Genomic DNA, 20,747 nt, shown 5'->3' with positions numbered 1-20,747 from the left:
TCCTTTTTGATTTGGAGATTAAGCATCAGTCATCAGCTAGCTTTTTCGCAAGCACATCACGATTACCATTGGCCTTCATGGGCGATACCACACCAGCCGCTTCCATCGCTTCAACAATTCGGGCCGCTCGGTTATAACCAATTTTAAACTGACGCTGCACCAAAGAAACCGACACCCGTTGATTCTCAATCACAAATGCCACGATTTGATCATAAAGTAAATCCTGTTCAGCATCTTCTTCCAGGGTATTATTGGCCTTATCGGCCTGATTCGCTTGCGTCACACTTTCAAGATATTGCGGTTCGCCTTGAGACTTAACAAAACTCACTACAGAATGGACTTCTTCATCGGACATAAAGGCACCATGAACACGTTTAGGTGAACCTGTACCCGGCGGCATAAAGAGCATGTCCCCCATACCAAGCAACTGCTCGGCTCCACCCTGATCTAGAATGGTTCTAGAGTCAATTTTAGTATTGACCATAAAGGAAATCCGCGTGGGAATATTCGCTTTAATCAACCCGGTAATCACATTCACCGACGGACGTTGCGTGGCCAAAATCAAGTGAATACCCGCCGCTCTTGCTTTCTGTGCGATACGCGCAATCAGCTGTTCAACCTCTTTACCAACCACCATAATCATATCGGCAAATTCATCAACCACCACCACTATATAGGGCAAGGGTTCCAAAGTTGGCGGTGGTTCAGACATCTCATGGCCAAAATTAGCTGGTTGCTGATAAAGAGGATCGGTTATGGGCTCTCCTTTATCAATTGCCCCTTTGACTTTAGCATTATAGCCAGCGATATTACGAACCCCGAGTTTTGCCATTAGTTGATAGCGTCTATCCATTTCAAACACACACCAACGCAATGCATTGGCGGCCTCTGACATATCAGTAACAACGGGGGTCAACAAATGGGGAATGTCTTCGTATATCGACAATTCCAACATTTTGGGGTCGACCATAATCAGCCGAACTTCTTCTGGTGTGCTTTTATAAAGCAAACTCAAGATCATGCTATTAACGCCCACCGATTTACCAGAACCGGTGGTGCCCGCCACCAATAAATGCGGCATTTTGCCAATATCGGCAATCACCGTTTTTCCGGCAATATCTTTGCCTAGCGCAACGGTTAGGGGCGATTTTGAGCTTTGAAATTCGGATGAGGAAATGACTTCTCTAAAACTCACCACTTCCCGTTCTTCATTGGGAATTTCTATCCCCACCACCGATTTACCTGGAATAATATCAACCACCCGCACCGACTTGACCGACAAAACCCTAGCAAGATCTTTAGATAAATTATTGATTTGACTTACCTTCACACCCGGTGCAGGCAGCACTTCAAACCGAGTCACCACGGGACCCGGTTGAACGGCTTCAACTTTGACCGTTACACCAAACTCTTTAAGTCGTTGTTCCAAAAGGAGTGACAATGCCGTTAACTCATCTTCTGAAAAGCCTTCATCATACTCTGGAACCGGCGCCAATAATTCCACGCTGGGCAATTCTCCCGAGATAACCACGGGCGGTTGCCCGGTTGAAACCACCTTTTTGCCAACCTTAACTGAATGTGCAACATCCACATCTTTCGACTGAGACGTTTTACTCTCGATTTGTAAGGTGTCGACATCATCACCAATTTTAGGTTCCGACTTAATACTAGGTTCTGGCTTGACTTTCTTCGGTTTGATTTTGGTGGCAAGCGCACTGAGAATTTTCGGTGATTTTTCGGTTTTTTCCTCAGTTTCCTGAGTGACAGCTCGGTCTTGACCTTTATCAGAAATGGCGAGGTTATTGTGTTTTGTTGAAGGTTCTACAGGCTTCGCTGATTTTTTAATCGTTAACTTTGACAATTTAGGCTGAAGCTTTCGCCCGCCATGCATCAGCTGATCAAACAAATGACAAAGCACCATCCCTGTTGCATCCATAATGGTTAGCCATGAAAAGCTGGTCATTAAACTAAATGCCAATGCAAAGAGGACAAGTAAGACTAAAGTCGCGCCCAATAGGTCTACCCCATTCACTAAAGACTGACTCAATTCGTAACCGACAACCCCTCCGCCGGAATAGGGCAACTGAATAAACGTTTGGTTAGGCTCCAAATATAAAGCAGCTAAGCCAGCACCTGACAAAATAACCAGTATCAACCCCAGCAAACTGAGACCAAAATGCAACAAATCTAGTCGAGCCTGATCCCGAATTTTGAGGGTAACAATTCCGGCAAACAATAATCCGAAGGGAATCAAAAAGCCGAAAACCCCAAATACATACAGCACAAACGAAGATAACCAAGCGCCCGTTGCACCGCCATAATTTTGAGGTTGCTGACCTTTTCCAACGGTCTCGAATCCAGGGTCAGCTGGATCATAGCTGAATAAAACCACAAATAAAAAGATTGAAAGCCCAATGCAAATCAACAAGATGGCATCTTTAACAATCCAATCATATTGGCGCTTTTCAGGCACCCCTGATTCTAGTGATGTCGATGCAGACGGCTTCGCAGTTTTAAAAGACATAAATAATCATAAACCTTTACGGGCAGATTCAAAAAAAAGATAAAATTAAGCTGGCATTAAGCTGACTGAAATTAAACTGTACAACTGCAAGAAAATTGCTAGAATTTTAGCACATTAATTTGCGTTGAGTTCGTGGGATGGTTGTCGATTTCTTTAATCATTGACACAATTGATACCAATTTCGTTTAAGATCATACACCAAAGAACTTCCGTTAAATGCTCTAAATTTTGACCTATTATAAAGGAACCCATTTATGTCAAACAAGCATTGTAAACTTCTAATCTTAGGATCAGGACCTGCTGGCTATACCGCTGCTGTATACGCCGCCCGCGCCAATTTAAACCCGGTTATCGTTACGGGTATGCAACAAGGTGGTCAACTAACGACCACCACTGAGGTCGATAATTGGCCTGGCGATGTAGAAGGCTTAACAGGGCCTGACCTGATGGTCAGAATGCAAAAACATGCAGAGCGCTTTGGCACTGAAATTTTATTTGACCATATCCATACTGCAGACCTTCAACAGCGCCCCTTTAAACTCATTGGCGACTCTGGTGAATATACTTGTGATGCCTTAATCATCGCTACTGGGGCTTCTGCCAAGTATTTAGGTCTTGACTCTGAAGAAGCCTTTAAAGGAAAAGGGGTTTCTGCCTGTGCGACCTGTGATGGTTTCTTTTATCGTAATCAAAAAGTCGCGGTTATCGGTGGTGGTAACACGGCTGTCGAAGAAGCGCTTTATCTTTCTAATATTGCTTCTGAAGTGACTATTATCCATCGTCGCGATAGCTTCAGTTCTGAAAAAATCCTAGCAAAACAAATCATGGATAAAGCCGAGAATGGCAATATCAACATTGAATTCAACAGCCAGTTGGAAGAAGTGCTGGGTGATAAGATGGGCGTTACTGGCTTACGTATCAAGAACAATGAAACCAATTCAACCAAGGACATTGATGTTGCCGGCGTCTTCATTGCAATAGGTCACTCTCCTAACACCGGAATTTTTGAAGGCCAATTGGATATGGATCACGGCTATGTCAAAGTCCAAAGCGGCTTAAAAGGTAATGCGACCCAAACCTCGATTCCTGGGGTGTTCGCTGCCGGAGATGTTATGGATCAAGTCTATAAGCAGGCAATCACCTCTTCCGGTGCAGGTTGTATGGCCGCACTTGATGCTGAAAAATATTTGGATCATTTAGAATCCAACGCATAAACAAGCTTAATCACGCATTAAAAATGGCCAGGCCTGGTCATTTTTAATGGATTCCACTCACTATCATTTGAGAAGATCTATGAACAAAAAACTTTGTGCTGTTTTAATTGGCAGCTGTTTCACTACCATGGCTTTTGCCAATAACACCGACCTGAAAACGAATGAACAAAAAGCCAGCTACGCACTTGGAGCGGATTTGGCAAACAACTTTCGTCAGCAAGGCGTAGAGATCGACATTCCCGCCTTAACAGCAGGGATGAAAGATACCTTTGAAAGACGTGATTTACAATTATCACAACAACAGATGAAGGACGCCGTTGAAGCCATTAAACAACAAGTGATGGCAAAACAGGCCGAGCAACGTAAAAAATTGGCCGAAGTGAACGCACAACAAGGGCAAGCCTTTTTAACCGAAAACAAAAACAAAGAAGGCGTTAAGGTGATGCCATCTGGCTTGCAATACAAAGTTATTCTACCCGGAAAAGGCACTCCACCGACTGAAGATGATAAGTTGGTTGCACACTATCGCGGTACCCTCATTGACGGTACCGAATTTGACAGTTCCTATAATCGTGGCACCCCACTCGAATTCAAAATGACTGATGTCATTCAAGGTTGGCGTGAAGCATTAAAACAAATGAAACCGGGTGCCAAGTGGGAAATCTTTATCCCACCAGCTTTAGCTTACGGTTCTCAAGGTGCGGGTAAAGTGATTGGACCTAACGAAACATTAATCTTTACTTTGCACTTAATTAAAGTCAACAATACTGCAAAATCTGAAGATTAGATAGGTATTTGAGTTTTGCAATAAAAAAGCCCCGACACTGAATAAAAGTATTGGGGCTGTATTACAAACTGAATACCAAATAGGAGGATTAGTTAAAAAATTAACTAGATTGCAGTTTAACAAATATTCTATCGTTAGTAATTTAATAAATTTATATTAACAAATAGTACTATTTAATTCGCTTTTATACCGTTTCATTTTACTAATCCACTTCATTGATCAATTTTTACCATTTCAAACACTTCAAAAGCAGGCTCTTCATAAGGATGACTGTCTTTTAAGGCCATAATCACCGCCTTCAAAAACTTTCTTTCCAACACCATTTCAACTCGGTATTCTTCAACAACTTCTAGCTGGTTAGCTTGGCCAAGATAAGGTTGACTGCCCTTTAAAGGCCGAAACTGCCCCATGCCTTTGACTTGCCAGCAACACTGGTCATATTGGCCAATCTTGCCTGCCCCCTGAGAAAACACAGCCTCTTTGACACTTTCCAAATGACTTTCAGGTACAAAAAAACATAATTTCAACATTTTCTCCCTCCAAACGACTAGAATAATTCGCACTGACGTTAGCCATTCATTTTAAAAAATTGAGATTTACTTTATGAAAAATATATTAATCACTTATTTAATCATCCTAACCCTAGGCATTGCTTCTATGGTAACGGGGATTCACTACTTGGCCAACATTGCTGGGTTTATTTCCGCGATTGGGTTTATGATTATTTTCTTTAAGGATCGTCCGGATGAAGAAACCGTATCAGCGGAAGTCATTCATACGGAAAATAAAATGAGACGGTATTGGTATATTGTTTTTGCCACTGGCATTTTCTTTAGCCTAATTTTTGGTAGCTTTTGGAATAGCGAAATGGGCAATATGGTTTCGTGATTTAACTTTGATATTGCCATAAAAAAAGCACCTTCTGGTGCTTTTTTTATGAAGGTGTTTTAAACCTAGAACAAATCAATATCGCCCTCTTCCATAGAGTCAGATGAAACGCGTCTCATCCGCTTCGACTCAATATGCTGTCGCTCTTGATGGATGGTATTTCTAAACCCTTCTAAACGCTCTCTGTGTTCCTCGACTGACTGAACTGGATCAGCCTTGCTCTGCTCGATAAAACGATTGATTTCGTGCGAGAACCCACTCAGGTTTTCAAGGTGGTTGAGCACCTGCTCCACCAACTGACGGACAATATCTTCAAACTGTAGGGAGCGCATTGCATTTGAAACACTGACTTCAATTTCAGAAATAATGCCCGATACATCGCCTAATTTATGAGAAATTCCTTCATTCATATCCTCTAAATCACGAATTAACACAGTCACTTGATCTTGCGAGGAATTAGCTTCCTTCATATCTTTTGCTGCCGTATCGCTCACCAATTGTCGGACATGATCGACCGTGTGCTTAGCTTTTTCTGCTTGCTTACGAATTTGCTCATTCAATTGGTTTGAATTCAATGAAAGCTTACGGACTTCATCAGCCACAACCGCAAACCCACGACCAGCCTCACCCGCTCTAGCCGCTTCAATCGCCGCATTCAAAGCCAATAAATTGGTTTGATCAGCAATCCCTTTGACATCTTCAAGTAGGGTAAAGATGGATTCGATCTGGTCGACCATATCGTCAATTTTATCGACCGTTTCATTACTGCGCTTACTTGAGTTTTTCAGCAGGGTAATCAAGGTACTTAAAACCGTTTTAATCTCTGATGAGAATTGCTGAATACTCATTCCCTCGCCTGAGCCACCCAAGTTATCCAGCAAGGACACCACTAATTGATATTCTGCTTGGGTTTGGCTATGTAACCCGCTAAAACTGTCATTCAAGGTATCAATGGCTTCCGCAATTAACTCTTTTACTTGAAGCAACTCACCACGAACCACTTCAACCTCTTGATCCACCACCGAATCAATATCGTTCATAATCACCTGCAACGAATCATCGATTACCGTTGCATCAAAGTTTAAAGCAGATTCATCTTTTTTACTCAATGTCACATCCGTTGGTTGCGCGTCTTGCGGCTTTCCACGGGACGCCATTAAAGACCATACGATTGACACAGCCAATATCGCAACGACGTCAATATAAGGAATGTCAATAAAGACAACCCCTGCTCCAACCAATGTCACCAGCCAAGCTGGCCAGTACTGCTTAATGATATGCAACATATCTTTCACCCTTAATCGAAAAATCTTGAAAATCTAAAGCATTTTATATGCCAAGACACTATAACGTCTTACAGGAATTTAGCGGCTTTGACTAAGCCGCTGAAGTGATCAGGTCGCAAGGAAATTATTTTTTGACAAGCTCAAGAATCTTAGCAGGTACCTGCTCTAAAGATAAAACATGGTCTGCAGCACCCATTTTTACTGCCTCACCCGGCATTCCCCAGACGACGCTGGTCTTTTGATCCTGAGCAATGGTCGGCACGCCAATTTCCTGAAGCTCTTTTAACCCCTTGGCACCATCCGCACCCATCCCAGTCAATAACACCCCCACTGCATTTTTGCCATGACTTTGTACAACGGTTCGAAACATGACATCGACTGAAGGCTTATGACGATTTACTGGCGGACCATCATTCAAGCGGCAAATATAGCCTGATGCGGTCGCTTCAATGAGCAAGTGCTTGTCACCTGGCGCAATATAGACATAGCCAAATTGAATAGGCTGACGATCTTCCGCTTGCACGACTGTCATTTCACTGACAGTATTCATCCGTTGGGCGAATGGCAAACTAAATGCTGACGGAATATGTTGCGTAATGACAATTGGAGGGGTTTCTTTTGGTAAACGCATCAACACTTCTTTAATCGCTTCTGTCCCGCCCGTTGAGGCACCAAGCGCAATAATAACATCAGAATGGTTAATGGGCTTTCCTGGCGCTTTCTTTTGAACAATGACATCCGCACTATATTTTTCGGATACGCGTGAAACAGGTTGTACCGCGGCAGATAAAACGGTGGGCGAATGTTTTTTGTTAGCCACATAACGCTCATACTGTCTTTCCAACTGTTCTTTAGAGACTTTTGCTGCGGTCTTTACTTTATGACGAATTTCTGACGCATAGGCTTCAAACGTATTCCGTAAGTTGATTTTTGGCTTAGTGACAAAATCCACCGCCCCTAAGTCTAAAGCTTCAAAGGTAATACCCGCACCTTTTTCTGTGAGCGTAGATACCATTACGACCGGTAACGGATGGAGACGCATTAGGTTCTTTAAAAAGGTCACACCATCCATTTTGGGCATCTCAACATCTAAAGTAAGAACATCTGGGTGTAATTGCTTAACTTTTTCTCTAGCGTCATAAGGGTCTGAGGCAGTACCAACAACTTCGATGTCAGTATCTTCATTTAACATTTCCTGCAACATTTGCCTGACCAATGCTGAGTCGTCAACAATCAGTACTTTTACCTTAGCCATATCCCTTCCTTATTTCATTTCTTATCTATCTTTGAAAATAATTTTACATTCAACTCTTTTTTTGGACGCTCAAATCAATATCCGTACACGCTTTATGATTATTTTCAGCACTATTTTATTTTATTTTTTGATAAATTGTTTGCCCAAGCAGTTTAAAACGATCCGTCACTTTATATAAAGATTCAGAATGCCCCACCAATAAATGCCCGTCATCTGGCAACAAATTGGCATAACGATCAAATAGTTTGGCTTGGGTTGTTTTATCAAAATAAATCACCACGTTTCGACAAAAAATGACATCGATCGCCTCTTTAATTGGCCACTCATTCATTAGATTGATTTGTCCAAAATCAATAATTTGCTGTAATTCGGGTTTCACTTTAACAAACCCTTCTCGAGAACCACTCCCTTTCATAAACCAGCGTTTTACCCGTGCTTCAGAGACCCCTTTTAGTCGATCAATTTTATAAACCCCATCTTGACCTGTCTGAACCACATTGGTATCTAAATCAGTAGCAAGCACGCGCGCATCCCAGTCACTGGGGGTCGCTTCCTTAAGCACAATGGCAATTGAATAAGGTTCTTCCCCGGTAGAGCAGCCTGCTGACCATATTCGAATCTTCTTACTGGCTTGATTCTTTTGCAATAGACTCGGGATAATGGTATTAGCTAAATATTCGAAGTGATGATTTTCACGAAAAAAGAAGGTTAGATTAGTGGTAATGGCATTAATTAAGTGAACAAACTCTGACTCTCCCTGAGCCTTGACATATTTTAAATACTCAGAAAATGAATTCATTTCTAAAAAACGAATACGCTTTGCCAGGCGATTATAAACCAAATTCTTTTTCGATTCGTTTAAGTCAATCCCAGCAAACCCATAAACCAATGATTTTACTTGCGCAAAATCATCATCAGTAAAATCAAATTCTTTATCGTTCACGAATTCACTTCCTTAATCAGTTGAGTCTTTTTGGCAAACAAACAGGAACTGAATTATAAAGCGGATTCGGCAAAAAAGGAACAAAAGCCGTCGGCAAAGTCAGTGAGTAAGTATTGCGTCGTCTAAGGCATCCGTTTATGATGTTGAAGATTGATATAAAATCAGGCTCCTCAAATTATGGCAGTTTCCCCAACCAACGGCCCAACCATCACTTCACAAGGCGCAACCTTAAACAGTGCATCTCCACAGGCGTTGAAATTGCTACTGGGCGGCACCTATACTATCAATGTTAATAAAGTGGTTGGCAACCAAGTTCATTTTTCATTGGCTGGCAACGCTTTAACCGCTACCAGCCCTCAAAACCTTGAGGGCGTGAAACAACTTGATGTAAAGGTGACTCAACTCACCCCCACTCTAACGCTTCAAGCTCAGCCTAAAGCACCACCGACTGCTAATCAAGCACAAAACAACCAGGCATTGGTTCAGGCTGCTTATCGGCAACTCCTGCCGAACCAGATGCCCGTAAATCAAGGTTTGCAGCAACTTTTCCAACTGAGCCAAAATGCCAGTTTTCCGGCGGTGATTCAAACTCACCTCACGCAGCTGTTTGAACAGCTTTTCCGCCCCAGTGGCCAACTTACCGCTAAGGACCTTAAAAACCAACTACTCACTAGTGGACTATTTTTAGAAAACACCTTGGCCAAGCAAGGAAAACCCGCCAAAGGCGATATTAAAGCGAAACTATTGCAATTATTAGCGCTCACCCAACAACAGAATGCTAACAAAGAAACCGACTTACTTAAGCTTTCTAAAGCCATTCACCAAACCCTAAATAAATTAACGCTACAACAATTACAAGCTTTCGAAAACCCAAGCATGGTGAGCATTCAATTACCACTTCAACCTAATCGTCAATTCCAAGAAATCTCGATTGACATCCGTAAAATTAAGACGCAAACGGAACCGGTCTGGGAAACGCTGCTCAATCTAGAGTTAGAACAGGGAGAAATCACCACTAAATTGACATTACAAGACGAAAATGTATCAATGAGCTTCTGGGCAGACAACCAGTCACTTGAACAGCAAATCGAATCCGCATTCCCCGAACTGGAAGAAGCATTCAAGGAGGCTGATATTCATCTATCACAGCTACTGATTACCAAGCAAAAACCCACCATGACCGCTCATGCCAAAAAAGTGGCACTGATTGATATTCATATTTAGATTCATCAATACACGATCAATTCCCACGGAAAAGAGGTCAATTTAATATTTAATATAAAATCGACTTGATTATCACTAGACCTTTTTAGCTAAATAAGGTAAGTTATTTGGCATATTTAAGGGTAAGCGAATCATTTATTATGAGGCCGAAACATGAGCGAAAATATCGAAAACGTTCAAGAGCAAATCAACCAACACAGTGATGCGGACAATCAAATCCTAAGCTTTCTGTTGGGCGACGAACAATATGGTGTGGACATTCTTAGAGTGCAAGAAATTAAAGGTTGGGAAAGAACGACCGAAATACCCAACTCGCCTGATTATGTAATGGGCGTCATTAATCTTCGTGGAGCCGTAGTCCCTGTGATTGATTTGCGTGTTCGGTTTGGTCTTGATAAGATTACTTACGACGAAAGCACCGTTGTGATTATTCTTCGTGCCGCTGACGAGCAAACAGGGATTCAAAAAATTATTGGCATCGTTGTCGATGGCGTTTCAGATGTACATACTATTGACTTAAACGCACTACAGGTTTCACCCGAAATTGCGGGAAGTATCCACACAGAGTATGTGCGCGGACTTGCAACTTTTTCCGATAAAATGGTCATCGTGCTCCACATAGACCAACTTGTCAGTAATGGCATTTTGAAAGAAATCAAAAAATGCCTTGCAACGGATGAATAATTGTATAATTATTGAAATTTTAAAATATCGTTTAATGAATTATTGAGAGGATAACAATGTCTAAAATTCTTGCAGTTGACGACTCTAAATCTATGCGTCAAATGGTTAGTATGTCACTCAAATCGGCTGGTCACGATGTCACCGAAGCTGAAGATGGGGCGATTGCTTTAGACATTGCCAAAAGAGAACAGTTTGATTTGGTGGTTACAGATATCAATATGCCAAACATGAATGGCATTGAACTGATTCAAGCACTGAGAACTTCGCTCCCCAATTACAAATTCACTCCTATTCTATGTCTAACCACAGAATCGTCTGGCGACATGAAGACCAAAGGAAAGGAAGCTGGCGCAACAGGTTGGATTGTAAAGCCCTTTAGCCCTGAAAAATTGCTCTCTGTCATTAGTCGAGTTTTATAACGTATTACAACCAAATTTGCTAGAGGTTTATAATGAGCGAAAACATCATTGAACTACCTGAAAACTTGACCATTCATCATATTGAAGAACAGTTTAGGGAACTCAAGATCGCCTTTGAATCTGATTCTGAGACTTATAAAATTAATGCAACTAAAGTTGAATCGATTGACACCTCTGGGCTTCAGGCACTGTTATCTCTCATTAAATATGCACAAGACAAGCAAAAAAATATTGTTTGGGATGGCGTAACTGACGAAGTACTCAATGGCGCAAAAAAAATCGGTCTAGTGGATAAACTCTTACTGGCGAGCTAAGTCTCAAGTCAGTCTGTCATAAGCTTATGGCTACCCCTCCACAAACAATCACCCTTGATCAAAAAGTCGCCATCAGTCTTCAATATGATGGCGAGTCTGCTCCAATAGTAACGGCAAAAGGGTCCGGTGCTTTGGCAGAGCAAATCATTAAGATTGCCGAAGAAAACAACATCCCCATTAAAGAAGACCACCAATTGGTCCAACTTCTGTCTCAGGTTGAGCTTGACCATGAGATCCCTGAACTTCTGTATGAAGCTGTTGTCCAAGTATTAATCTTTGCTTACCAACTTTCTGACAAACCTATTCCCAGCAGAAAATAGACAACTTAAAATCGGACTCGTTTAGTGGCTTTAGCAAAAAAAAAACGACCAGGCCTGGTCGTTTTAAATGCGTTTGACTCGCAACAGCTAGAGGTCTAACTGGCACCTGCAAACATATTGTCCACATCAATTAATACAATCACATCGCCATTATAATGTGCGATACCTTGTAAATAACGGGACGCCCCTTCCTTAGTAGCCGACATAGACTCAAATTGTTTTTCTGGGATGTCTTTAACTTCCATTACGGAGTCGACCATCATACCGACAATGTTATCACTATCTAGCTCGACAATAATGATTCTGGAGACATCATCAACTGACTTTGGCGAGAGTCCATAAGTTAGGCGCGTATCAACGACCGTCACAATGACCCCACGTACGTTAATCACGCCCAAAACATTGTATGCTGACCCTTCAACTCGCCGAATATTGCCAACTCTGAGTACCTCTCGAATCTTTCTAACATTGATGCCATAAAGCTCTGAATCTAGGTAGAATAAAACACATCTAAGGCTAGGGCCTGAATACTTTTCATCTACATCATCATTCAAAGAGAATTCTTCTATTTGATGACCATACGGTTGTAAATTGGATTGAGTTGCCATTTAACCGACTCCCTTAATTATTGAAAACGCTCGACCACACCTGGCAAGTCTAAAATTAATGCAATATTCCCATTACCCGTAATCGTGGCGCCAGCGTAACCTTGTAAATGCTTCATCATCACACCTAAAGGTTTGATCACCACCTCTTCTTGACCATCGACCTGATCCACAACCAGTCCTGCACGTTGATTACCAACCGACACAATAATGACCTTATCTCCAGTGAACCCTTCCTTATTCGAGTTCGGGTTTAACCATTCTTGCAAAAATAATAATGGAATGCTTTTTTCACGCAGCCGAACCATCATTTGTCCGTCTATTCGATTAGTTTGATCTGCATCATAATCAAATATTTCTTGCACACTCGTTAATGGAATGGCATAGCTATCGTCATCAAATGACACCATCAAGGTCGGTAATATGGCCAAGGTTAAAGGCACACGGATTTTAATTTGTGTCCCTTCGCCCAAAACGGAATGAATATCGATACTCCCATTCAGCTTGGTAATCATATTCTTAACCACATCCATTCCAACCCCACGACCAGAAATATCGCTAATCTGATCTGCTGTCGAAAAGCCGGCTGACAGAATTAATTCAAATGCCGATTTATCATCTAATTGACCTGCACTGACCTCATCCATCATGCCCTTTTCTACCGCTTTACGGCGTAATACATCGGGGTCCATTCCTTTACCATCATCGGTAATCGACAGTAATATGTGATCACCTTCTTGCTCGGCTGCCAAAATCACAGTCCCTTTTCGAGGCTTATTGGCCTGCTCACGATCATCTGGCATTTCTATGCCATGATCAACCGAATTACGAACCAAGTGGACAAGCGGATCGGCAAGGGCTTCAACCAGATTTTTATCCAAATCTGTTTCTTCACCTTGTAATTCCAATTCAATTTCTTTACCCAGCTTCCTTGCTAGATCTCGAACCACGCGTGGAAAACGCCCAAAGACTTTTTTAACTGGCTGCATCCGTGTTTTCATCACTGAAGATTGCAAATCAGTGGTGACGTGATCTAAATTTGCCACTGCATTCGATAGGTCTTCTTCCGTCTGCTTATTCCCCTTTAAGGTTAATAAACGATTCCGAACCAAAACTAACTCACCCACCAAATTCATAATTTCATCTAAGCGCCGCGTATCAACACGAACAGTCGATTCAGTATTAGCTTTAGCAGGGGCTTTTTCTTCCTTAGCAGGTGGCTTTGTACTCTTAGATGGGGTCGGTGTTTCAGGTTTTGGCTGAGGCTTTGGTTGTGGCGCTGGCTGAGTTTCAACCTTCGGTTCCGCATCCAACTGCAAACTATCTCGCTGCTGCAATAAAGCTTCAAATTCATCATCGGTAATTTCACCATCCGGATCCACTCCTTCAGGCAATTGAAGCTTATCAGCTGGGGGTTCATCCGCTGATGTCAGCGCATCTCTCTGATTTAAAAGCGCTTCAAATTCATCATCAGAAATTTCACCGTCAGGGTCGACCCCTTCTGGTAATTGCAGCTTTGGCGTATGTTCTTCAGAATCACCCGTCAGCGCATCACGCTGATTCAAAAGCGCTTCAAATTCATCATCAGAAATTTCGCCATCAGGATCAACCCTTTCAGGTAAAGAGAGTTTTGGTTCATCCACCGATGTCGGTGCTTCAGCGGCGGCTTCAGGTTTCACCGCTTCGCCTTTCCAGAGTTGATCCAACTCAGCCAGCAAGTCCTGATCAGCCTCTTCGAGCTCTCTTTCCCCGTCATTCAATTGACCAATATAGTCTGAAATAACATCAAAAGCACGCATGATGACATCCGCAGCGGTAGCATCATAAGAGACATCCCCATTGCGAATCTTATCAAACACATTTTCAGCTCGATGACAGACTTCAATCAAAGGTGTTACCCCAAGAAAACCAGCACCACCCTTAATGGTATGAAAACCACGAAAAATGGCATTGAGCAAATCCGAATCCGTTGGCGAATGTTCTAGTTCAACCAATTGTTCATCAAGTTGCTCTACCAACTCTCCGGCTTCGACTAAAAAGTCCTGTAAGATTTCTTCATCCACAATAAAACCCTCTTAATCTTTTTAGCGCTAACCGCTCTGTCAAAAAGCTATCACTAAAAAATGTTACTATTTCAATAGTTAAGAGATTAGCAATGTCTATGCCATAGCGAAGAAAGAATGCTTTCTAAATAAAATTGAACCCGTTTAGTGCTCGACACTAGATGCCCAAGTCATCTAGTAAATCGTCGACATCTTGTTGAGATTTCACAACATTTTTTTGACTGGATTGCGTAACATTCGGTCCTAATCCTTTCATTTCTTGAGATTTATGATCCTGGGCTGATGGTTGTGAAATCACAATATCATCCAACTGAATGCCAGATTTCTCAATCAAATCAACTAGGCTTTGTTCTACACTGCCTACCAGCATAATCACACGATTTAATACCTGACCCGTTAAATCTTGAAATGACTGCGCCATAATGATTTCATTCAATTCATGTTTGGCATCTTCAATCAATTTTCGCTGAGAAGCACCATCAATAGAGTCAGCTAAGGTTTCCAATAAGGCTAAACCGTTTTCGGCGGACGACAGGGTTTTATTACTTGCCTCTTCAGTGGTTTCAATCACATACTGTAAACGTTCAGTGGTATCGGGCAAATCTTGTTTTGTATGTTGCAGCAGCTTTGCATCATCACCAAAGCCATCTAGAGTTTCGTGCAAATTGTGTGCGATTTCTTCGACCTGATGCAGTAAATCATTATCTCGGTGAGCAACAATTCCATCCAGCACTCTAGACGCCGCATCGTAGTTTTGCTGTTCTAACGTAACCAGCAACTCTTTAACCTGCTCTAATTTAATATTTTTCACTTGCAACCTACCCCTTCTTACAAAAAAAGCCTTATTCTAAAAAGAATAAAGCTTTTTGATTCGTCATTGACAACCCGAAATGTTAACTACCTGCTTGTTTTTGTCGTTCAGCAACCCGCTCAAAGATTTTTTGAATTTTCCCGTTCAAGGTTGCTGCAGTGAAAGGCTTAACGATATAACCATCAACACCAGCTTCAGCAGCCTCTAAGATTTGTGATCGTTTCGCCTCAGCGGTAATCAACAAAAAAGGGGTATCCTTTAGTTTTTCGTGCTTTCGGACATTTCTAAGCAAATCTATACCTGTCATTTGTGGCATATTCCAGTCACTGACGATAAAGTCATACTTACCACTTTGAATCATCGGCCAAGCCGTGGCACCATCATCCGCTTCATCAAACTTACTAAACCCGAGTTCTTTGAGCAAATTTTTGACGATTCTTCGCATTGTTGAAAAATCATCCACCACTAAAATATTCATATTTCTATCGATTTGCATTTCTTTTCCTCAAATCCTTTTACATCCAATCTTTAAGCCGTGCTTTCAAGCGTTTTATTGCTTGGCTATGAATCTGGCTAACGCGAGATTCACTGACCTCTAAAACTTCCCCAATTTCTTTTAAGTTAAGCTCTTCATCATAATACAGAGCCATCACCAATTTTTCTTTCTCAGGTAACTGTTCAATCTGAGTTGCTAAGGCACCTTGAAAATCAGACTCCGCCAACTCGGCAATTGGCGTTTTAAGTTGACCGACCATGCGATCTTCTGATAATTCATCATGATCGGGCTGGTCAATTGAAAGCAATTGCGTCGCGTTGGTATCTTGTAAAATATGGTAATAATCTTTCAAGGTGATACCTAAAGCTTCCGCTACTTCTTCATCCCTTGCCTCTCGCCCCTTTTCCGCTTCTACCTGAGCGATAGCGTCCGACACTTCTCTTGATTTACGATACACAGACCTGGGCGTCCAATCCCCTTTGCGAATTTCATCCAACATTGCCCCACGAATGCGAATCCCAGCATAAGTTTCAAAACTGGCACCTTGCGTTGCATCAAACTTTTGCGAAGACTCAATCAAGCCAATGACACCCGACTGAATCAAATCATCTACCATCACACTGTCAGGCAAACGTCCCTTTAAATGATAAGCAATACGCTTAACCAAGGGTAAAAATGCTTCGATATCAATCACCTCACCCGCGGTGTGCTTATGAACATTTGCGTAAGCCTGTGTACCTGTCATAAAGAACTGATTCCTTAACTATTCAGAGGGTGCTTGAAACAAACTTTCTACAAAAAACTGTAAATAACCTGTCACATCTGTTGGAATTGGCCAATGGTCAATTTTTTGAGCGATCTGTCTAAAGGCTTTTGCTGATTCACTCATCGGGTTTGCAATCGTCACTGGTGACTGTTTTTGAATGGCCTCTCTCAAATCATGATCAAATGGAACGGTTCCCAAATACTCAATCGACACATCCAAAAACTGCTCACAGACCTGCGCAAACTTATCGAACAGCATCTTACCATGTTTTTCTGATCTTGCCATATTGGCCAATAATTTAAAATTATTCAGCTTATATTCTCGGCTAAGAACCTTAATTAAAGCATAAGCATCGGTCATAGAAGCAGGTTCATCAGTTACAACCACCACCACTTCTTGTGATGCGCGACAAAAACTGACGACACTGTCAGCGATACCAGCAGCCGTATCAACGATCAAAACATCCAGAATACCATCTAATTCTGAAAATGCATTAATAATCCCCGCATTCTCCATGGGCGTTAATTGTGCCATTCTTTTGACACCTGAAGCCGCTGGGATCACTCGAAGACCGCCTGGCGCACTGACCATAATCTCTTTAAGCGTTTTTTCACCGTCAAGCACGTGTGATAAATTATACTTGGTTTGTAGCCCTAGCATAATGTCAACGTTAGCTAACCCCATATCGGCATCCATGAGTAACACACGATTGCCTAATTTACTTAAACTCACGCCCAAATTAACCGACACATTGGTTTTACCAACACCGCCTTTACCACTGGCAACGGCAATCACTCTAACAGGCTTGCTTTTTCGTTCTGAACTCACTTTTGACTCACTATGATTACTCATTTGCATTGCTCTTAATCCAGCTGCTTGATCATTGTGCATCAGACATTTCCTTTCCCATTCCTAATCGAAACGCATCATCATGATGCTCTGACATAGTTTGCTGACCCAATAGCAACGCCTTATCCAATAAATCGCGAACCTTAACGGGCTCCAAATCTTCAGGAACTCTTTGCCCGCCTGACAAATACGACAATGACAGTTGATGTTCGATTAAAACCGTTAAGACATTCCCTAATTGTAAGGCTTCATCAACCTTGGTTAAAATACAGCCCTTTAACCCAACTTCACTAAACGACTTCACAATATCATTCATCACACCTAACTGAGTGGCAGCAGAAATCACTAAATAGTTTCGAATATGCGTTGTGCCTACTCGCTGCTTGGTCAATTGCTGGGTTAACCGAATATCTTTTTGACTAATCCCTGCCGTATCAATCAAAATTAATTTCTTCGATGCCAAGGCACTTAATAGACTCAACATTTCCCCATCTGAACTCACCACATGTACTGGAACGCCCATCAGCTCTGCAAAAGTCTTTAATTGTGCTTGAGCGCCAATCTTGTAACAGTCGGTTGTTACCAATGCAATTTGGTTGGGACTATTTCGCATCACAAACCGACTAGCAATTTTAGCTATCGTGGTTGTCTTACCAACACCCGTTGGTCCAACCAAGGCAATGGTTCCACCCGACTCAATAATATCCTTATCATCAATCGGCACCATTAATTCAATTTGCGCCAAAATTTCTCGCCAGGCCTGGTCATTTTTTGCATCGACTTTACTCACCAATCGTTGTGCGAGATCCCAGCCCACGCCCATTTTAACCAATCGCTTAATGAGCGCGATTTTATTAGGGTCTTGATTTTCGGTCTGATTCCAAGCTAACCCCGATAATTGGTTTTCCAATAGCTGCTTAACGGCCTTAAGCTCATCAGCCATCTTTGCCATTTCACCATTGCTAGGCATCTCTTGTGCCCCAGAATGTAACTCAGATGACACATAACTCGAGTGAGACACAGCTTTTTGAGGAGCCTCTTTAAACTGCTGTGCTTCAGGGTCTATTGCGGCTACGACCTCAACGCCATCTTGCGTATTACGCGTAGACATAATCACCGCATCGTCCCCTAACTCATCTCGCACCAACGTCATTGCTTTTCGCATGTTAGGCGCTAAATATCGCTTCAGCTTCACTTATCCCCCCTGCCCAACATTTGCAACAACACTTATCTGACGGTTTTCTGGCACTTCAGAGTAGGCCAGAATATGTAAATTTGACAGGCTAAACCTAAACAGCCTCGCTAATTGTGCTCGAATCTGCGGCGCAACCAATAAAACAGGGGCTTGACCCGCCATTTCCAACTTCTGAGCCTCTTCTTTTAACGTCGTATGCAAGCGCTCTGCTAAGCTGGGTTCAATCGCCAACTGTCCTTCAGGCGATCCTTGACTGGCTTGTAGCAACAACTGTTCCAACCCTGGCTCTAACGTAATGACTTTCAATTCCTCTTCTGCTGAAATAATGCCCTGAATAATGGAACGACCTAAGGCGGCACGGACATGCATTGTCAATTCGGTCGGATTTTGCGTTACTGCAACCTTTTCAGTTAAGGCTTCTAAAATCGTCCGCAAATCACGAATAGACACCTTCTCAGTCAACAAGTTTTGTAGCACCTTGACCACCACTGCCAGTGTCATCTTATCCGGAACCAATTCCTCGACCAGTTTTGGTGATGTTTGCTTCACTTTATCCAACAGCGTTTGCACTTCATCATGCCCCAGAAGTTCATCCGCATAGTCTTGAATAACCTGACTGATATGGGTTGCCACCACGGTACTCGAATCAACCACTGTATAGCCTAATGCTTGCGCCTGCTCTCGGTCAGATGGCACAATCCAAACGGCCTCCAAACCAAAAGTAGGATCCTGTGTTGGCACCCCAGCAATCTCACCAAAAACCTGACCTGGGTTAATCGCCAATTCCTTATCTGGAAAGACTTCTCCCTCGCCCGAAGTGACGCCCATTAGCATAATTCTATATTGATTGGGCTTTAAATCCAAATTATCCCGAATATGAACCGGTGGTACCAAAAAGCCAAGTTCTTGGGAGACTTTTCGCCTCACCCCTTTGACCCTTTCCAGTAGCTGTCCACTTTGTGCTTGATCGACCATGGGAATTAACCGATACCCGACTTCCAAACCAAGCGTATCAACACTTTGCACATCATCCCAACTTAATTCAGGGGTCTTTTCTTCGGCGGCTTCAGTCGCCTCAGAAAGACTTTCTTCAGGCGTTGGTTGTTCTAGTGATTTACGGTGGATAAAATAAGCGCCAGCCCCTGCAATACCTGCAAAGGTTAAAAAAGCCACATTCGGCATTCCTGGAATCACACCAAACACACCAACAATCACCGCTGTCATCCCCAGAGCCTTAGGGTTAGTAAACATCTGCGATTGAACTTGCTGCGCCATATCCTCTTTATCACCCGAAACACGGGTAACAATAATGGCCGTGGCTGTTGAAAGTAATAGAGAAGGAATCTGCGCAACCAGACCATCCCCTAGCGTCAGCAAGGTATAAACCTCTATCGCATCCGAAAAACTTAGATCATGCTGCCCCATCCCAATCGCAAAACCACCCACCAGGTTAATAAACAGAATCACAATCCCAGCAACAGCATCCCCTCGAACAAATTTACTGGCACCATCCATTGACCCATAAAAATCCGCTTCGGAAGTGACATCCAATCGCCGAGCCTGTGCCTGTTCTTGAGTGATCAAACCCGCATTCAAGTCAGCATCAATCGCCATTTGCTTCCCTGGCATCGAGTCCAACGTAAAACGCGCGCTGACTTCGGCAACCCGTCCAGCACCTTTGGTAATGACCACGAAGTTAATGACCACCAAAATCGCAAAGACGACGAGGCCCACCGCGAAATTTCCACCAATAACGAAGGCACCAAAAGCCTCAATCACATCTCCAGCTGCGCCGGGGCCCGTATGCCCTTCTAATAAAATCACTCGGGTAGAAGCGATATTCAGTGCTAAGCGGAATAGAGTCGTTAATAAAATAATGGTTGGAAAGACGGCAAAGTCAAGGGGGCGCTTTGCATAGAGCGACACCATCAAGACCACTAAAGAAAGGGCAATATTAAAAGTAAAAAAGACATCAAGTAAAAACGGCGGTAACGGTACAACCACCATTGCCAAAAGCGCCAAAATAGCGATAGGAATCCCTAAACCATTTTTAAAGGACAACTTTATTTGACTGAGTAGCTGATTAAAATCCATTAGCGTTTAG

General features: G+C 42.5%; 21 protein-coding genes. 8 read left to right on the top strand and 13 right to left on the bottom strand.

Features of this window, described 5'->3' with window-relative positions; genetic code table 11:
* Positions 1 to 25 precede the first annotated feature (25 nt).
* Positions 26 to 2,524 (bottom strand): DNA translocase FtsK, encoded by a 2,499-nt coding sequence (locus tag CYQ88_RS03700; protein ID WP_101839997.1) that lies wholly within the window; start codon positions 2,522 to 2,524, stop codon positions 26 to 28.
* Positions 2,525 to 2,778: 254 nt separating this feature from the next.
* On the opposite strand from CYQ88_RS03700, the gene trxB reads away from it, so the two are divergent.
* Both trxB and CYQ88_RS03690 read left to right on the top strand, forming a co-directional pair.
* Positions 2,779 to 3,738 carry a thioredoxin-disulfide reductase gene (gene trxB / locus CYQ88_RS03695; protein ID WP_101839996.1) on the top strand — a complete coding sequence of 320 codons (960 nt, stop codon included), beginning with the start codon at positions 2,779 to 2,781 and terminating at the stop codon, positions 3,736 to 3,738.
* 79 nt (positions 3,739 to 3,817) lie between these two features.
* Entirely contained in the window at positions 3,818 to 4,525 is a 708-nt protein-coding gene (locus CYQ88_RS03690) for an FKBP-type peptidyl-prolyl cis-trans isomerase (protein WP_101839995.1), read from the top strand.
* Between the two features lie 212 nt (positions 4,526 to 4,737).
* On the opposite strand, the gene CYQ88_RS03685 is transcribed toward CYQ88_RS03690, so the two are convergent.
* Positions 4,738 to 5,055 (bottom strand): NGG1p interacting factor NIF3, encoded by a 318-nt coding sequence (locus tag CYQ88_RS03685; RefSeq protein ID WP_101839994.1) that lies wholly within the window; start codon positions 5,053 to 5,055, stop codon positions 4,738 to 4,740.
* Between the two features lie 73 nt (positions 5,056 to 5,128).
* On the opposite strand from CYQ88_RS03685, the gene CYQ88_RS03680 reads away from it, so the two are divergent.
* The gene (locus CYQ88_RS03680) at positions 5,129 to 5,413 is read left to right on the top strand and encodes a hypothetical protein (protein WP_101839993.1); all 285 of its coding nucleotides are present in this window, start codon (positions 5,129 to 5,131) and stop codon (positions 5,411 to 5,413) included.
* 65 nt (positions 5,414 to 5,478) lie between these two features.
* On the opposite strand, the gene CYQ88_RS11705 is transcribed toward CYQ88_RS03680, so the two are convergent.
* The 3 genes from CYQ88_RS11705 to CYQ88_RS03665 all read right to left on the bottom strand — a co-directional run bounded on the left by CYQ88_RS11705 (position 5,479) and on the right by CYQ88_RS03665 (position 8,897).
* Positions 5,479 to 6,261 (bottom strand): methyl-accepting chemotaxis protein, encoded by a 783-nt coding sequence (locus tag CYQ88_RS11705; RefSeq protein WP_255408744.1) that lies wholly within the window; start codon positions 6,259 to 6,261, stop codon positions 5,479 to 5,481.
* 562 nt (positions 6,262 to 6,823) lie between these two features.
* A complete protein-coding gene (locus CYQ88_RS03670) occupies positions 6,824 to 7,954 on the bottom strand; it encodes a chemotaxis response regulator protein-glutamate methylesterase (protein ID WP_101839991.1) in 1,131 nt (376 codons plus the stop codon).
* 115 nt (positions 7,955 to 8,069) lie between these two features.
* Entirely contained in the window at positions 8,070 to 8,897 is an 828-nt protein-coding gene (locus tag CYQ88_RS03665; RefSeq protein WP_101839990.1) for a protein-glutamate O-methyltransferase CheR, read from the bottom strand.
* Positions 8,898 to 9,074: 177 nt separating this feature from the next.
* On the opposite strand from CYQ88_RS03665, the gene CYQ88_RS03660 reads away from it, so the two are divergent.
* The 5 genes from CYQ88_RS03660 (at position 9,075) to CYQ88_RS03640 (ending at position 11,858) form a co-directional block, all read left to right on the top strand.
* Positions 9,075 to 10,121, top strand: a complete 1,047-nt coding sequence (locus tag CYQ88_RS03660; RefSeq protein ID WP_101839989.1) for a flagellar hook-length control protein FliK — start codon at positions 9,075 to 9,077, stop codon at positions 10,119 to 10,121.
* 153 nt (positions 10,122 to 10,274) lie between these two features.
* A complete protein-coding gene (locus CYQ88_RS03655) occupies positions 10,275 to 10,805 on the top strand; it encodes a chemotaxis protein CheW (RefSeq protein ID WP_101839988.1) in 531 nt (176 codons plus the stop codon).
* A gap of 56 nt (positions 10,806 to 10,861) precedes the next feature.
* A complete protein-coding gene (locus tag CYQ88_RS03650; RefSeq protein ID WP_101839987.1) occupies positions 10,862 to 11,224 on the top strand; it encodes a response regulator in 363 nt (120 codons plus the stop codon).
* Positions 11,225 to 11,256: 32 nt separating this feature from the next.
* A complete protein-coding gene (locus CYQ88_RS03645) occupies positions 11,257 to 11,538 on the top strand; it encodes an STAS domain-containing protein (protein WP_101839986.1) in 282 nt (93 codons plus the stop codon).
* 26 nt (positions 11,539 to 11,564) lie between these two features.
* Positions 11,565 to 11,858, top strand: a complete 294-nt coding sequence (locus CYQ88_RS03640) for an EscU/YscU/HrcU family type III secretion system export apparatus switch protein (RefSeq protein WP_101839985.1) — start codon at positions 11,565 to 11,567, stop codon at positions 11,856 to 11,858.
* Between the two features lie 95 nt (positions 11,859 to 11,953).
* Here CYQ88_RS03640 and CYQ88_RS03635 read toward each other — a convergent pair whose 3' ends face one another.
* From CYQ88_RS03635 to flhA, 8 genes are all read right to left on the bottom strand, one after another.
* Positions 11,954 to 12,466 (bottom strand): chemotaxis protein CheW, encoded by a 513-nt coding sequence (locus tag CYQ88_RS03635; RefSeq protein ID WP_101839984.1) that lies wholly within the window; start codon positions 12,464 to 12,466, stop codon positions 11,954 to 11,956.
* Positions 12,467 to 12,483: 17 nt separating this feature from the next.
* Positions 12,484 to 14,526 (bottom strand): chemotaxis protein CheA, encoded by a 2,043-nt coding sequence (locus tag CYQ88_RS03630; protein WP_101839983.1) that lies wholly within the window; start codon positions 14,524 to 14,526, stop codon positions 12,484 to 12,486.
* A 157-nt stretch (positions 14,527 to 14,683) separates the two neighbouring features.
* Complete coding sequence (locus CYQ88_RS03625; protein ID WP_101840022.1) at positions 14,684 to 15,337, bottom strand: protein phosphatase CheZ; 654 nt, start codon at positions 15,335 to 15,337, stop codon at positions 14,684 to 14,686.
* Between the two features lie 82 nt (positions 15,338 to 15,419).
* Positions 15,420 to 15,827 carry a chemotaxis response regulator CheY gene (locus tag CYQ88_RS03620; RefSeq protein WP_199170156.1) on the bottom strand — a complete coding sequence of 136 codons (408 nt, stop codon included), beginning with the start codon at positions 15,825 to 15,827 and terminating at the stop codon, positions 15,420 to 15,422.
* Between the two features lie 25 nt (positions 15,828 to 15,852).
* Positions 15,853 to 16,578, bottom strand: a complete 726-nt coding sequence (locus CYQ88_RS03615) for an RNA polymerase sigma factor FliA (protein ID WP_101839981.1) — start codon at positions 16,576 to 16,578, stop codon at positions 15,853 to 15,855.
* A gap of 18 nt (positions 16,579 to 16,596) precedes the next feature.
* Entirely contained in the window at positions 16,597 to 17,490 is an 894-nt protein-coding gene (locus tag CYQ88_RS03610; RefSeq protein WP_101839980.1) for a MinD/ParA family protein, read from the bottom strand.
* On the bottom strand, positions 17,480 to 18,643 hold the full coding sequence (gene flhF, locus CYQ88_RS03605) for a flagellar biosynthesis protein FlhF (protein ID WP_101839979.1): 1,164 nt from the start codon (positions 18,641 to 18,643) through the stop codon (positions 17,480 to 17,482). The genes CYQ88_RS03610 and flhF overlap by 11 nt, the downstream gene beginning before the upstream one ends.
* Positions 18,644 to 20,737, bottom strand: coding sequence for a flagellar biosynthesis protein FlhA (flhA, locus tag CYQ88_RS03600; RefSeq protein ID WP_101839978.1), 2,094 nt, complete (start codon positions 20,735 to 20,737; stop codon positions 18,644 to 18,646).
* Between the last annotated feature and the right edge of the window lie 10 nt (positions 20,738 to 20,747).

The organism is Hydrogenovibrio sp. SC-1, from assembly GCF_002848135.1.
In the GTDB taxonomy this organism is placed as follows: domain Bacteria; phylum Pseudomonadota; class Gammaproteobacteria; order Thiomicrospirales; family Thiomicrospiraceae; genus Hydrogenovibrio.
Note: the sequence above shows the minus strand (reverse complement) of the source record. Positions and strands in the feature narration are given on the sequence as shown.